The 13,305-nt window shown below is 41.5% G+C and carries 13 protein-coding genes and 1 pseudogene; 4 read left to right on the forward strand and 10 right to left on the reverse strand.

The features are described 5' to 3' along the window. Positions 1-485: 485 nt before the first annotated feature. Together H6G68_RS20550 and carA are read right to left on the reverse strand one after the other, a co-directional pair. Positions 486-857, reverse strand: a complete 372-nt coding sequence (locus H6G68_RS20550) for an STAS domain-containing protein (protein WP_127054826.1) — start codon at positions 855-857, stop codon at positions 486-488. A 211-nt stretch (positions 858-1,068) separates the two neighbouring features. Further along, entirely contained in the window at positions 1,069-2,220 is a 1,152-nt protein-coding gene (gene carA / locus H6G68_RS20555; protein WP_190908305.1) for a glutamine-hydrolyzing carbamoyl-phosphate synthase small subunit, read from the reverse strand. Positions 2,221-2,538: 318 nt separating this feature from the next. Here carA and H6G68_RS20560 point away from each other — a divergent pair, with 318 nt between their 5' ends. Continuing rightward, positions 2,539-3,600 (forward strand): retropepsin-like aspartic protease family protein, encoded by a 1,062-nt coding sequence (locus H6G68_RS20560; protein WP_190908306.1) that lies wholly within the window; start codon positions 2,539-2,541, stop codon positions 3,598-3,600. On the opposite strand, the gene trpD is transcribed toward H6G68_RS20560, so the two are convergent. Both trpD and H6G68_RS20570 read right to left on the reverse strand, forming a co-directional pair. After that, the gene (gene trpD / locus H6G68_RS20565; RefSeq protein ID WP_190908307.1) at positions 3,530-4,588 is read right to left on the reverse strand and encodes an anthranilate phosphoribosyltransferase; all 1,059 of its coding nucleotides are present in this window, start codon (positions 4,586-4,588) and stop codon (positions 3,530-3,532) included. The two genes, H6G68_RS20560 and trpD, sit on opposite strands and share 71 nt — an antisense overlap. Positions 4,589-4,659: 71 nt before the next feature. Then, positions 4,660-5,541, reverse strand: a complete 882-nt coding sequence (locus H6G68_RS20570; protein WP_339327876.1) for a DNA adenine methylase — start codon at positions 5,539-5,541, stop codon at positions 4,660-4,662. Positions 5,542-5,638: 97 nt separating this feature from the next. Here H6G68_RS20570 and H6G68_RS27925 point away from each other — a divergent pair. Continuing rightward, positions 5,639-5,746: pseudogene (locus H6G68_RS27925) on the forward strand (IS701 family transposase); the annotation flags it as partial. Between the two features lie 215 nt (positions 5,747-5,961). On the opposite strand, the gene H6G68_RS20575 reads toward H6G68_RS27925, so the two are convergent. Further along, entirely contained in the window at positions 5,962-6,597 is a 636-nt protein-coding gene (locus tag H6G68_RS20575; RefSeq protein WP_206757411.1) for a dihydrofolate reductase family protein, read from the reverse strand. Between the two features lie 133 nt (positions 6,598-6,730). Between H6G68_RS20575 and H6G68_RS20580 the strand changes: the two genes are divergently transcribed. Then, positions 6,731-7,348 carry an RAD23 family protein gene (locus tag H6G68_RS20580; protein ID WP_190908310.1) on the forward strand — a complete coding sequence of 206 codons (618 nt, stop codon included), beginning with the start codon at positions 6,731-6,733 and terminating at the stop codon, positions 7,346-7,348. A gap of 775 nt (positions 7,349-8,123) precedes the next feature. Further along, on the forward strand, positions 8,124-9,818 hold the full coding sequence (locus H6G68_RS20585) for an MBL fold metallo-hydrolase (protein ID WP_190908311.1): 1,695 nt from the start codon (positions 8,124-8,126) through the stop codon (positions 9,816-9,818). A 47-nt stretch (positions 9,819-9,865) separates the two neighbouring features. Here the strand turns inward: H6G68_RS20585 and H6G68_RS20590 are convergent, their stop codons facing one another. The 5 genes from H6G68_RS20590 to H6G68_RS20610 form a co-directional block, all read right to left on the reverse strand. Further along, positions 9,866-10,177, reverse strand: coding sequence for a DUF6679 family protein (locus H6G68_RS20590; protein WP_016951371.1), 312 nt, complete (start codon positions 10,175-10,177; stop codon positions 9,866-9,868). Positions 10,178-10,560: 383 nt separating this feature from the next. Beyond that, entirely contained in the window at positions 10,561-10,713 is a 153-nt protein-coding gene (locus tag H6G68_RS20595; protein WP_190908332.1) for a hypothetical protein, read from the reverse strand. A 524-nt stretch (positions 10,714-11,237) separates the two neighbouring features. After that, positions 11,238-11,453: a hypothetical protein gene (locus H6G68_RS20600; RefSeq protein ID WP_190908312.1), complete on the reverse strand. Its 216-nt coding sequence runs from the start codon at positions 11,451-11,453 to the stop codon at positions 11,238-11,240. 306 nt (positions 11,454-11,759) lie between these two features. Continuing rightward, a complete protein-coding gene (locus H6G68_RS20605; RefSeq protein WP_190908331.1) occupies positions 11,760-12,548 on the reverse strand; it encodes a Nif3-like dinuclear metal center hexameric protein in 789 nt (262 codons plus the stop codon). Between the two features lie 241 nt (positions 12,549-12,789). Next, on the reverse strand, positions 12,790-13,203 hold the full coding sequence (locus H6G68_RS20610; RefSeq protein WP_190908313.1) for a secondary thiamine-phosphate synthase enzyme YjbQ: 414 nt from the start codon (positions 13,201-13,203) through the stop codon (positions 12,790-12,792). Positions 13,204-13,305 lie beyond the last annotated feature (102 nt).

The raw sequence follows: 13,305 nt of genomic DNA on the forward strand, positions 1-13,305 counted from the left end.
TAGTATAAATCTTAATTGAACTTTCAAACATATAACTTTTAGCAGATGGAATTCCTATGTGATTTTTGTTGCATAGCGCTTCATTGCCACGCCAGTAAGTAGGTTGGCGTTAAAAATTGTCGTTGGGATAAGGCAGGGGGCAGGGGGCAGGGGGCAGGGAGAAAGAGGGTTTGATCCTTGTTTACTTTTCGTTACATATTTTGGTTTTTCTCCGTCCACCTACTTAATCATTAATCCAACCAGATTCCCTTACAAACACAACGACGTGAGTGAACTAACTAACCGTTAAAAATTCCTCAAAAGCTTGTGTCATCTGCTTTTTTAATTTTTAATTTCTAATTTTTAATTCTGAGACAACGGTACTAGTAGCTCAGATAATTTTTTGACCTCTCCCACAAGGAGAGAGGTTTTTTGCCAAATTGTTAAAAATTAAGCTATCCGATGTTGAATCTGGATAGCCAAATTGATTTTCTTTAGTCAAGCAATCAAGATGACTTGATGTTTTCTAGAGCCGCATCAACTGTGGGTTGAAGGGCGAGAAACTTCTCTAAGCGAACAAGCTTGACCGTTTGAGTGACACGAGCATTTGTGACAATTTGCAAAGTGCCTGTGGCCGTTTGAGCTTGCTTGGCCAACTGTACGAGCGCACCTAAACCAGAGCTATCAACAAAGTCAATTTGTGAGAGATCCAGAATGATGTGCTTTGGACCTTCGTCAATCTTACCGCCTAGTACCTTGCGAAATGTCGGCTCAGAAAAAGCGTCTAACAAACCTGTGAGGCGGAATAGCTGACAGTTATCCCGGGTTTCGCGAGTGCCTCTCAGGCTCACGGTTAGATTTAGTGGTTCAGCAATAATTCCCTCCTCGTCCTTTGAACTGAAAGTAAACGCTCAAGTATAGATGGTTTTGACGTAAATTGTCTAGTTTGGGGATTGGGGATTCGATTTTGGATTTTAGATTTCGGATTTGGGATGTTAATTAACTCCAATCTCAAATCTAAACTCTAAACTCTAAAATTTATCTCCTCATCTAGTGACCCATCGAGACATTGTTTTATTTTTACTTCACCTAAGCGATCGCTGCTTGGCGTGCTGTTTGCATTTCTAGCACAAATTGCTCAAATAAGTAATCAGCATCGTGAGGTCCCGGACTAGCCTCTGGGTGATACTGTACCGAAAATACAGGTAGAGACTTGTGACGTACCCCAGCAACGGTGCGATCGTTTAAGTTCAGGTGACTAACCTCTACAACTGCTGACGGTAAGGAATCCGGATCAATAGCAAAACTGTGGTTTTGGCTAGTAATTTCTACTCGTTGTTGTAAACCCGCTGGCTGATTTAAACCACGATGCCCAAATTTAAGTTTAAAGGTTTCTGCCCCTAGAGCATGACCTAAAATTTGGTGTCCCATACAAATACCAAATATGGGTTTTTCACTTGCCAGCAACGCTTTAGCCGTGCTAATACCTTCTGTGACTGCGGCTGGATCGCCGGGGCCGTTGGAGAGAAAAATACCATCTGGATTGTAGTTGAGGATTTCTTCAGAAGATGTATCAGCAGGAACAACTATCACCCGACAACCGTAGCTGGCTAAACGGCGCAAGATATTACGTTTAACACCAAAATCTAGGGCGACAACGGTGAAAGTTTCGCCAATGTTAGCGACAGCCTCGGAGTTGAATTCCCAAGCAGCAGTGGTGGTCTCTGACCATTCATAAACCTTTGATGTAGTCACTTCCTGCACCAAATTTAATCCTGCCATGTTGGGAGCAGCTTGCACCAGTTCCAACAATTCTGATTCATCTAAAATGGATGTAGAAATGCCACCATTCATAGCGCCAAACATCCGAATTTTGCGAGTCAGGGCGCGGGTATCGATGCCGTAGATAGCGGGGACTTGATGTTTTTTCAGGTAGTCTGGTAGGGATTGTGTGGAGCGCCAATTACTTGGTTTATGACAGATATTGCGAGCGATCGCACCCCGCACTTGAGGTCTAGCTGATTCCTCGTCTTCAGGATTGACCCCAGTGTTGCCTAATTCAGGATAGGTAAAAATGACAATTTGACCAGTGTAACTGGGATCAGTTAAAACTTCTTGATATCCGGTCATGCCGGTGTTAAACACCACTTCACCGATAGCGGTTCCCGTAGCACCGAAAGACCAACCGTGATAAGCAGTGCCATCTGCTAAGACAAGTAGAGCGGGTATTGCATCAGACATAGGTTATTGGTAATTGGTAATTGGTAATTGGTGATTGGTCATTGGTGATTGGCGATTGGTCATTGGGAATAGGTAATTAAGTTATTCTTCATTTTCTCCGCGTCACCGCGTCACCGCGTCCCCGTGTCTCCCCATCTCCCCATGTCCCTATATGCCCGGTTAGGATAGCGACTGCTTATTATCTCATGAGTTCATGTCTTTAGACGAATGACAGCAATTCAATTCATAAAAAATTAAATCATTAAACCTGGAGCATCTTTAATTCGGTGGGGGCGCTACACTTGGATAGAGCCAGGGCGGTTAAACCTAAAAGTCATTATGCTTCAGCCTTTCTTATCCCGCACAGCCCTAATTATCCTCTCCAGTAGTCTAGCGGTTTTCACTGTTGCCTGTGGTGAAGACAAACAGACAACGACGACTGGTAGTCAACAGCAATCTATGCCTCTTGGTAATCTGGCAGCAATACAGCCGCCTGCAAAACAGCCAGCATCACTACAAGCTAACCCAAAACCACAGCCATTAGAACGGTCGCTAATTGACCCAAATGTTTTGGAATCGGCGCTGGATAAAGCTACCAGTGGTTTGACTATCAGTCAATCTGCTCAATCACCGGATGATTGGAATTTAGTAGCCAGTCAGTTTCATGATGCGATCGCTCTCATGAGACAGGTACGCCGAGACAGCCCTAATTTTCCTTTTGCTCAAAGAAAAATCGCCGAATACAAACGTCAAATTCAGTTAGCACAACAGAACGCTAACCCCAGGCGTTTCGCATCTTCAGTTACTCAACCCCAAAGGGTTGTTGTTGTAGTTCCCCAAATAAAACCTAAAACACCAAGTAACTCAAGTCTTTCTTCTACTAGACAAAAACCACAATTACCACCACCACAGCCTGTTTTCCCCTCATCAGAAATCTCTGCCCAAAATCATGAGGTATTCGTAGCACCAATTAAGCGGCGAATTGGTGGCACACCAATTGTGGAAGTTACTTTTAATGGTAGACAACGATTTGAGATGATTGTGGATACGGGGGCTAGTGGCACTGTGATCACTCAAGAGATAGCAAATGCTTTGGGTGTAATTCCCGTGGGGACAGCTAAAGCCAACACTGTTAGTTCCAAAGCTGTGGAATTCCCGGTTGGCTATCTGGATTCGATGGAAGTGGGCGGGGTGATGGTAAATAAAGTCCCAGTTGCGATCGCTGGTACAGAATTAGAAACTGGATTGTTAGGACATGATTTTTTTGGCAACTACGACGTTACTATCAAACGTAATGTTGTCGAATTTCGACCCCAAACCCACTCAGAAATTAATCGCCCAGGAATTCAATTAACTGTTCCAACTTTGTCCAGGGGCTACCGGTTTGTAGAATTTCCCTAGCCAATGTTACACCTTGAGCATGGTTCAGCAGGGGAACTATACCCGCCACTTGCAACGCCAATGACGCATTCAGCGCTACCGCATCCTGTTGCGCCTGAGTCCCTTTTCCTTGCAGCACGTCCTTGAGAATTTGGGCATTTTCTGGGACATCCCCACCTTTCAAGGCTGTAATGGGTGCAGGTGTGATTCCCACCTCTTGAGGATTTACAGTTGTTAGCTGCACTTCACCATCAGCTAATACGGCTAAGTCTGTGATATCACCTAACCCCACTTCGTCTAATTTTTCTCGCCCATGCAGTACAATCGCCTTTTGCGTTCCTAACTGGTTTAAGGTTTGTGCGATCGTTTCTATCAATTTGGGATCAAATACTCCAATTACTTGCCCAGTGGGACGCAAGGGATTTACCAAGGGGCCAAGTAAATTAAACACTGTCCGTACTTTCAGATTTCTCCGTATTGGTGCAACTGCCTTCAGTGCTGGATGCCAACCAGGGGCAAACAAAAAGGTAATTCCGATTTCTTGGACTGCTGCTTGCACTTTCTCACTAGAAGCACTTAAGTTTACTCCCAAAGCTTCTAAAACATCAGCACTTCCAGTTAAACTTGAGGCGGAACGACTACCATGTTTAGCAACAGGCACACCAGCCGCTGCCGCAACAAAAGCAACTGCTGTGGAAATATTAAACGTTGATGCCCCATCCCCACCAGTGCCACAAGTATCAATCAACCGTAGGGGCGGGGTATCCCCGCCCTTGTTTATCGGTACAGCAGACAGAGATTTTAAAACTTCAGCCATTCCTGTCAACTCTTCCACAGTTACACCTTTAAAGTGCAGCGCTGTTAAAATTGCTCCCGATAACTCTGGGGGAATTGCTTCATTTATCCATCCTTGCATCAATACGGCTGCTTGAGTACGGGATAATGATTGGCGATCTAATAATTGTTGCAGCAGAATTGGCCAATTAATAGGAATTGGGGGAATAGTCATAGCTTTTGGTTTCACTTGATCGGACTGGGAATTATCCTACCGAAAAAATGGCAAAGTATCAAAATTTAGCCCTAGACATCAAGACTTAACTGCAAAGCTAAATTAGGCAGATTCTTATTTTTTACTATTTTCTCGACAGTTTGTTTCACTTGATAGTTGCTAATGAATAACTCTTTACCTTTTTCAGCTTTGTTTTGCTTATAGTTATTCATCCCATACTGCAATTGCCACTCAAAAATATCTGCACCTTGAAAATTTTCGCGGATTTGTGGTGAGTCGTCATAGGTAATTAAATAACGGTGATCACATAGTTTTAAATCTTCTGCAAATTTTTGATCATCAAATCCCGTATGTAAATCACCATCTTTACCATATAGTTTTGATTTTTTAGCAATTAAATAGGGCGGATCTAAAAAAATAAATACATTTTCCCCTTCGGCATTGATCACTTGACTGTAATCTAAATTAGTAATTTTTACATCTTCTGTTAATATAGTTTCCAATTTTTCTAAACGGTCTATAGATGAATCAGTAAATCTTTTATGAAAAGATTCCAGAGATAAACCACCAGATTCTATAGTTCCCGAAAAGGTAATTCTGTTAAGAACAAAAAAACGCACGGCTCTTGCTAAATTTGATAAATTGCTGACATCAACAGTTGTTAATTCTGAAAATAGCAATCTACCATCTTTATAAGTTTTTTTAACATAGCGAATTTCCGCAACTAACTTAGATAAATCAGATTGAGCAAAATGCCAAAACAAAAACAACTCACGATTTAAATCGTTAATCCAAATCTTTAAATCAGGGAATTTTTGTTTTAAATAAATAAATACGGAACCACCACCCACAAAAGGTTCTCTGAATTCTGAAAAGCTTTCTGGTAAATATTCTGATATTTGCTTGATTGCTCTTGATTTACCACCAGGATAACGGAGAGGACTTTTAATTATCATGAACGGTATTAGGACTTACGCATTGACAGAATAACAAAGTAGTGAATTGATAAATATGAGTCGTCTAGTCATAGGTATCGAAATAATCTGAGAAATTACTAAACTATCGACAGCACAATGCAATCTAGACCTCTACAACTTATTTTTACTGTCAGAGCCAAAGTTTGGGGAGTACAGTAGGTTAGCAGAGATATTGGGAGATGATAAAGAGGCGATCAAAATTTAGTTAGTACGCTAAAATACGCCCTTAACACTATTTTTTACTTCCAACTTGTCCATAAAAAATAAATAATTTTTAGCAATCTTTTTGTACTCAGAGGACATCAACACCACGGATTTAAAACAACGGGAAATGAATAGTTTTGAACATTAAATATACAAAACTTGACAACGTGTCCCGTTGAGAAGGTATCCCGGCTATAACTCGTGATGGGGTGCTGCTTTTAAGACATCATACTTGCTCTGCACGAAACCAAATGCATAGGCATTTGTAATCACATGCTTGAGTAAGATATCTGACTTAATTACTCCAAAGAGTGGTTTTCCACTTCCCAGAAGGATCGGGATAGTTGTAATGGTCAACTCATTGAGTAAACCAGCACTTAGGAAACTATGGATAGTTTGTCCACCATCAATGTACAGGTTTTGTACACCTTCTAACGAAAGCATTTCTATTAGAGATTCTGGTGCTGCTGATGAAGTTGATACAGTCTTCCTGAGCGCTTCAGGAATTACAATCCCTTTTCGAGATAGAACTACAACTTTCTTATCTCCGTAGGGCCATTCACCAAAAGTAAGCACTTGTTCAAACGTATTTCGACCCATGACAATTACATCAACTGTTGCCATGAAGGTCGCATAGCCACAATCTTCATCATGCGGGACAACAGTATTGGCTTGATTAAGCCAGTCAATACTTCCATCCAGCCTTGCTATGAATCCGTCAAGACTTGTGGCAATAAATACGGATGTTTTGACTGCCACTGTTATCCTCCTTAGGTAAGGTTTTCTGTTGCTTAATTGATTTGCCAGTTTCCATAATACTTGTGTCACAAGAATTTATGATCACGGCTTAGATGCCTTCAGATGAAACTAGGACTTACGTATTGATACAATAAGAAATAGTGCATTGATAAATCCTGTAAAATGTATAATCTCAGCCATCAATGCACCATTTTTTTAAATTATGAACAGCCAAAAAAAATATCTTTCGTCTCTGATTTTATTCGCCCTTTGCACCAGCATTAGTAGTTGTGCTGGCAACGATACGGCTGATAATGGTCAAAGTCAAATTTCAACACCCATAACAACACCAAACAGTGCAGTTTCCCCAACTCCCCAACTAACTCCAAGCACCACTCCACTACAGTCTCCACCTAGTAAAGTTGAGCCATATTCAACCACAGAATCTCCTAGCGAAGAGCTACCCACTTCAAATTCTAAAGCTGTTTCGGGTAAAACTACTAATGTTACCCTATACACAAGTGATGAACAATGTCAAGAATTAATTCCTAAAACAGCTTCAGTGTCAGCGAATGAACCCATGACAGAAGCCATAGGTAAAATCATAGAACAACGAGATACAGCGGACTTGAGCTTGTCTGGATATCGTGTAAATGTTAACAATGGTGTCGCTACCGTTGATTTACGAATCTCTCCTGAATCAAAGCGGCAAATAGCTTCTCTTTCCAGTTGTGAACAGTTTGCGCTGTTTGGTAGTCTCCGCAAAACCTTAACCAGTAATTCCCAATGGAAAATTAAAGATGTGCGTTTCACAGAGCGAGGTAAGGAAATTGTTCTTTAATCAGGAAGTAGTGGGAAAAACAGTTTTATGGGAACTCCAAAACATAAATTAGCCAATTTAACAGAATTAAAACCACTTTTCCTCCCCCTGCTCCCTGCCCCCTGCTCCCTGCTCCCTGCTCCCCTGCTCTCAAAACAATGGGATCTTGGGAAGTCACTGAGTTGGACAGATTAGCTGAAAAGGTTTAGAATCTAAATTATTAGAGTAATTTTACCTATTGCCCAATGTACCCAAGCATAGTAAAGATTTTCTAGTGATTATGCCCAGATAGAGAATTACACTATTAAGATAAAAAAGTCTTTAGTCAAGGAGGGCAAACACATGGATGTCAAGCTGATTTTAGTAGGATTAACCGTTATATTTACTATTTCGTGCTTATTTTTCGGCACGAAGAACGGATTTTATGATTCAGATAACTATCATGGCAACGGTTCAGCACATTGATAGAATTCATTTATCTTTTGTGGGGTTAAGGCTCTTCCTGTGGGCATCAACCAAAATGCCGTTATCAGATAGGTGTTATATCAATTCACTTAATTAAAGCTACAAATGAATCTCCGCGTCACCGCGTCTGTCCATTTGTATCAATCTTAAAGTGAAATGGTATTAGTCTAGATCAAGACTTGAACGCTGTGATTAATCTATCAAAGGCGGCTGGCTTAGTCGTGTCTGCCTGTGGACGGGGAGAAAAACCGACAGTCCCGGAGGAAGCAGGAAGTAAATCTCAATGTCTGGATAATTCTGACGTTGTATTAGTTTTATGGAGCAGGAGAGCATGAGGGATGATCTGTCGGTATCCTCTCACCCTGATACTGGGGAAGCGCCTAGTGAATTAGATTGTTTTCCCTACAGTGTCCAACATCAGGATGAAGGCTTGTGTTTATTAGTGCGGATGGGTCCACACCGCATTTTGTTAGATTGTGGTTTGGCGGATATTTCATCGCTGACGAGAGATTTGACTCAATCGACAGCGCGGGGTAGATCCGAGCTACCAGCAGATGTAGTATTAGTTAGTCATGCTCATCCAGATCATGCCAGAGGTTTGCTGGGGCTAAATCAAACTTTTCCGCATTTACCCATTTATGCCAGTGAAGTAACTAGTAAGTTATTGCCGCTAAATTGGCCAGAACAAGAGCCTGAAGGAATTCCGGCATTTTGTCAGGCGCTGCCGTTGCGATCGCCTATAGAAATTCAAGAGAATCTGGTGGTAGAATTATTCCCCGCTGGTCATATGCCAGGGGCGGTGGCTATTCTGCTCACTTATCATACCCAGCACCGGGATTACAAATTACTTTACACAGGGGATTTTTTCTTATCCAATTCCCGGCTAGTAGATGGATTACGCTTGGAGGAATTGCGCGGATTAGATTTAGATGTGCTGCTAATTGAAGGTAGCTATGGCACATCTCGCCATCCCCACCGCCGTAATCAAGAAAATCAACTAGCTGAAAGAATTCATCGCGCCATCACCCCTAGTGCGTCAGATGCGATCGCAGATCATTATTCTGTGATTCTCCCTACACCTGCTTTAGGGTTAGGTCAAGAACTGCTAATGCTGTTACGCTCTCATCACCATTTTACCGGACGAGACTTAGATATTTGGGTTGATGGTGCTGTTGCTGCTGGCTGCGATGCCTATTTAGAACTTTTATCCCATCTGCCGGCATCAGTCCAGAACTTTGCTCGTCATCAACCTTTATTTTGGGATGAACGAGTACGTCCCCGTGTGCGGCGGTTGAAGGCAGAAAATCTAGCCACTCTGGGCAATTCACCCTGTATTCTCCTCACTGACTCTACAGCTGATTTGGCTAAATACTGCCAGCCCAACACAGGCCCTTGGCTGATTTTGCTGCCAGAAAAAATTGATATAAAAGTTAATCAAGAATATTTAGCAAAGACTACTGTTGAAAGCTATCTAATGGCTCAACATAGTGATGGCCCTGGGACAACACAGCTAATTCATAATTTACGTCCCCAGCACGTTGTTTTTGTTCACGGTTCCCCTGCCTACTTAGCCGACTTGACTAGCTTGGAAGAGCTACAAAATCGTTATCATGTGCATTCTCCGGCGGCTGGTATTTTAGTAGAACTGCCCATTGGGGAAACATTTTTACAACCAGCTGCTCCAGAAACTAATTATGAAGGCGAGTTGACGGAGTTGGGAACGGTGATTACCATCACACTCCCCGATGCGATGACAGCTGATCAACGTTGGCGACAATTTGCGGATACAGGTTTAATTGAAGCCCGTTGGCAAGGGGAAGAATTAGTATTGCGGGGCTTGTCCCAACGAGAACTGCTCAACCAAAATAAAGATCGTCATACATGGTCTGAACTAGAATGTTGTGGTACGTGCCGATACCAAAGAGGGCAACGGTGTTGGAATCCCGCTGCCCCGTTATATAACTTCAAAGTTACCCTTGAAGGTTACTGTCCAGCCTTTGAGAGGCTATCTAATCATGAGTCTTGAATCAGGATTTACGACTCAAAACTCATTACTCATTACTCAGGTCTAAATTAGTCTGGATTTGAGTCTGTGTATGGGTTGCGGATACGCTCCGCCTCAGGACAATCTTCAGTCATGAGAGGTTCCACATTACCCCGTGGTACGGAAGCTAATTTTTGCGTTACAGCGCCAATGCTTTCTAGGCGAACCATCTCTTCCCAAGAACAAACTTCGTCTTCTTCGTCTGTTTCATAGCGTAGAGTCACTAAATCACCCTCTATATCTATGATGCGGGCCCGCTCTATCCAGCGTTGCTGATCCCGCAAAAAAACACATACCTCCCGCCCGTCGCAACACAGTTGATAAATCTTGCGGTGTAGCATGTACTGCTTCTGCCTTTTTAAACAACGTAGTTAAACCTGTCAAAATCCGGGTTTTACCCCAGTAAAATACACCCTTAAGAGATCAATTCCACAGTTCAGAACTAGTACAGTGTGGCAAAAATCAATCTACCATTCAAAATCGATTAAAAACTTACTTCATAAGATTTTGGAATTTTGAATTTTGTAGACACCCGTAGACGCAAAGCGGCTTGGCAGGTATTTTGAATTCAGCGTAGGCGTAGCCTCTCGCAGAGAAGCGGTACTAGTGAGTCTATTGACCCAATCTAACAATAACTCGGTTGTAGTAGTTAGATATAGGGAAAGCTTGGGTCATAAACATATGGTTACTGCATCAGTTGAATTCAGTCTCTTTCGGGTCAATGCTAGAGAATGTCTACTTCATAGAAGTCAAACAATTCTGGAGTTGTCCTAACCAGGTTAATATGTGGTGGTGATTCCTTACTACCGTTATGTAATAAATAGTACTGCAAAACAAGCGATGATTGCGGTTGTTTGAGTTGCCTACTTGTAGTCATTGGCATTTCTAGGAAGTCTGGGGACTCGGCTATACTTTTAACCCTTAATGTATTTGATCTTAACTCATTCTCTGGCTTACCTTCATTGTTTTCAATAACAATACCTGAAGAGTTTTGAGTTTTGAGCTGTAACCTATGATAATACAATTGTGTTTTTTGGATAAGGAGCGTTAAAGAAATGTGACTGAATCACTACTCCAGGGTAACAGAAATAATTAACCAGCAAACAGTTTCACTGATTACACGCTGCCTTAAGCCACCCTCCGTGCATCTCTTTGGGCAACTGCCATCACGATTGGATAGAAACTTATGCCGTTGTGTACTAGCGAATCGGAAACATCCTGGTTTTAAGATAAAGATTTATTGCACGTGTATTTGTACCATTGACCTAGCGGTATGGCAGCAGATAGCGGTATTGTAGTAGTTTTAATTAATGTGATCCTGCGATGATTCCCCAAAAAGCAGGCAATAAATTTCTATATTCGGGCAATTTCGGCTGTATGTTAAGTTTTGTGGAGCAATAGTTAGTGAGATTGGTGGAGGCTGGGGAATTTCATCAGGTTCTTGGAAGAAGCTTCTCTTTTTATTTTACCTGTGCGAATTGCTTCGTATAGAGATGCAAGCTCTTCTAAATCTTCTGGCTGATAGCACTTAGTCGCTAATACCTGGCGCAGTAAACCCTCAGATTCAACACTAAGATATCCTGTTTGGAAAGCAGATGCAATGAGTGTACGAATCATGATAAATAGGGCATAATAAAAAGTTTATTAGTTCTAGTGTGAAGCATTTGCTGCCAAAATACATTGATATAGAACAGTAAATTCCAGTGATTGTCATTACATTTTTATTGTGATTTCAATCACGAAAATAATATAAGAATACTATGATTGGCAAGGCTCTCACTGAATTACTTAGAAGTAAATAGTACAAAGAAAGCGGTTATTTAATTGATGAGCTTAACAACATATACGTATTTAAATATACTGTCAGCTTGAGGCTATAAGTAATAAAAATTACTGGACAGCACAAATTGCCAAAATATTTAATCAGGGTAAAAACTGACGAAAATCCTCATCACTTTGACTTAATTGCACCCAATCTAAATTGAGAGTTTGGAATTTTTGTACCAAGCGATCGCACGCTGGGCGTTCAGTGGCATAATGTCCAGCATCTATAAGAATGAGTTCCCTGTCTCTACTTTCTTGGAATTGATGAAACTTACAATCAGAGGTAAGATAAGCTTGAGCTTGGGTTTTGACGACTTCGGAAATAAAACCTGCACCCGAACCACCCAAAACAGCAACTCGTGAAATCTTTTGCTGCAAATCAGCCGTAGGGGAAAAAATCAACTTTGGGGGATTAAGTCGAGTTTGAATGGTGGTCAGTAATTCCTGTAAAGTCATAGGTGGTTCCAGCATTCCTACACGTCCATAACCTAAACCTGATTGAGTAGGTACTATGGGAGATACTGTTTGCAAATGTAGCATTTGTGCTAAAACATCCGCTGTGCCATCCTTTACCTGATCAAAATTTGTATGAGCGCTATATATACCAATTTTGTGAGTAAAAGAGAACCGCACCATTTCTGTGATTGCTTCCCCAGTGCATAAAGATTTGAGGGGATGAAAAATCAGGGGATGATGGGCAAAAATCAGATTAGCATTGAGAGATATCGCTTCTTGCATTACTGCTAAAGTTGGAGTCAAACACACCAACACCCTTGCTTCTTCCTGCAACACACCTGGTTCAATCTGCCAACCGCAATTATCCCAGCTTTCACACCAAGCGGGATTTGCCCATTCTTCAAACCAGTTAATTAAATCAGCAATTTTCATAGATGTTTTAGGCACATTTCTCAGTAATTATATCAAGCGCTTTGTTGTCAATTGTTAAGAGACATCGTATTTTATCTAAAGCTAAGATGAACTTTTTACACCAAGAGTGAGGAGTCTGGTTAAAGATTTATAGTTAGGGCTGACGCGGAGACAGGGTGACGCGGAGACGCGGAGAGTTTTTTTGACAAGTCATTAAGCGAACATGAAATCAGACCGGCTTGATATCTACTGTACTGATAGCCTATCCAGAAATGTGAACTACCAACTCTCTTGTTTGACTGCGCTGACGATGTTCCCAAAGATAGATTCCTTGCCATGTTCCCAACACTAAATAACCATTATTAATAGGTATCTGTTCGGAAGTATGAGTTAAAACTGTGCGAATATGGCCTGGCATATCATCTGCACCTTCGGCATCATGGATATAATGGTTGCCTTCTGGGACTAATTTAGCCATGAAATTTGCCAAATCTATTAATACATCAGGATCTGCGTTTTCTTGAATGACTAAACTAGCTGAAGTGTGACGCAAAAATAAAGTACAAAGTCCAGTTTTTACTCCTGATTCGGCAACTATGGCTGCGATTTTGGCGGTAATGTTTTGAAATGATTTGCCAGTAGTGGAAACTTTCAATAATTTTTGGTAGTGTGTCATATCGTGTTCGGTTAAAGACTTATAATTAAGGCTGACGCGGTGAAGGGGAGACGCGGTGAAGGGTCGAGTTTTTTTGATAAGTAATTAAGCGAACATGATGTC

It is taken from the genome of Anabaena catenula FACHB-362, assembly GCF_014698735.1.
GTDB lineage: Bacteria > Cyanobacteriota > Cyanobacteriia > Cyanobacteriales > Nostocaceae > Anabaena > Anabaena variabilis_A.

Coding starts and splice junctions, on each gene's coding strand:
- carA (WP_190908305.1), bottom strand. CDS start 2,220: ATGTCTGATGCAATACCCGCTCTACTTGTCTTAGCAGATGGCACTGCT.
- H6G68_RS20560 (WP_190908306.1), top strand. CDS start 2,539: ATGCTTCAGCCTTTCTTATCCCGCACAGCCCTAATTATCCTCTCCAGT.
- trpD (WP_190908307.1), bottom strand. CDS start 4,588: ATGACTATTCCCCCAATTCCTATTAATTGGCCAATTCTGCTGCAACAA.
- H6G68_RS20580 (WP_190908310.1), top strand. CDS start 6,731: ATGAACAGCCAAAAAAAATATCTTTCGTCTCTGATTTTATTCGCCCTT.
- H6G68_RS20585 (WP_190908311.1), top strand. CDS start 8,124: ATGAGGGATGATCTGTCGGTATCCTCTCACCCTGATACTGGGGAAGCG.
- H6G68_RS20590 (WP_016951371.1), bottom strand. CDS start 10,177: ATGCTACACCGCAAGATTTATCAACTGTGTTGCGACGGGCGGGAGGTA.
- H6G68_RS20595 (WP_190908332.1), bottom strand. CDS start 10,713: ATGACTACAAGTAGGCAACTCAAACAACCGCAATCATCGCTTGTTTTG.
- H6G68_RS20600 (WP_190908312.1), bottom strand. CDS start 11,453: ATGATTCGTACACTCATTGCATCTGCTTTCCAAACAGGATATCTTAGT.
- H6G68_RS20605 (WP_190908331.1), bottom strand. CDS start 12,548: ATGAAAATTGCTGATTTAATTAACTGGTTTGAAGAATGGGCAAATCCC.
- H6G68_RS20610 (WP_190908313.1), bottom strand. CDS start 13,203: ATGACACACTACCAAAAATTATTGAAAGTTTCCACTACTGGCAAATCA.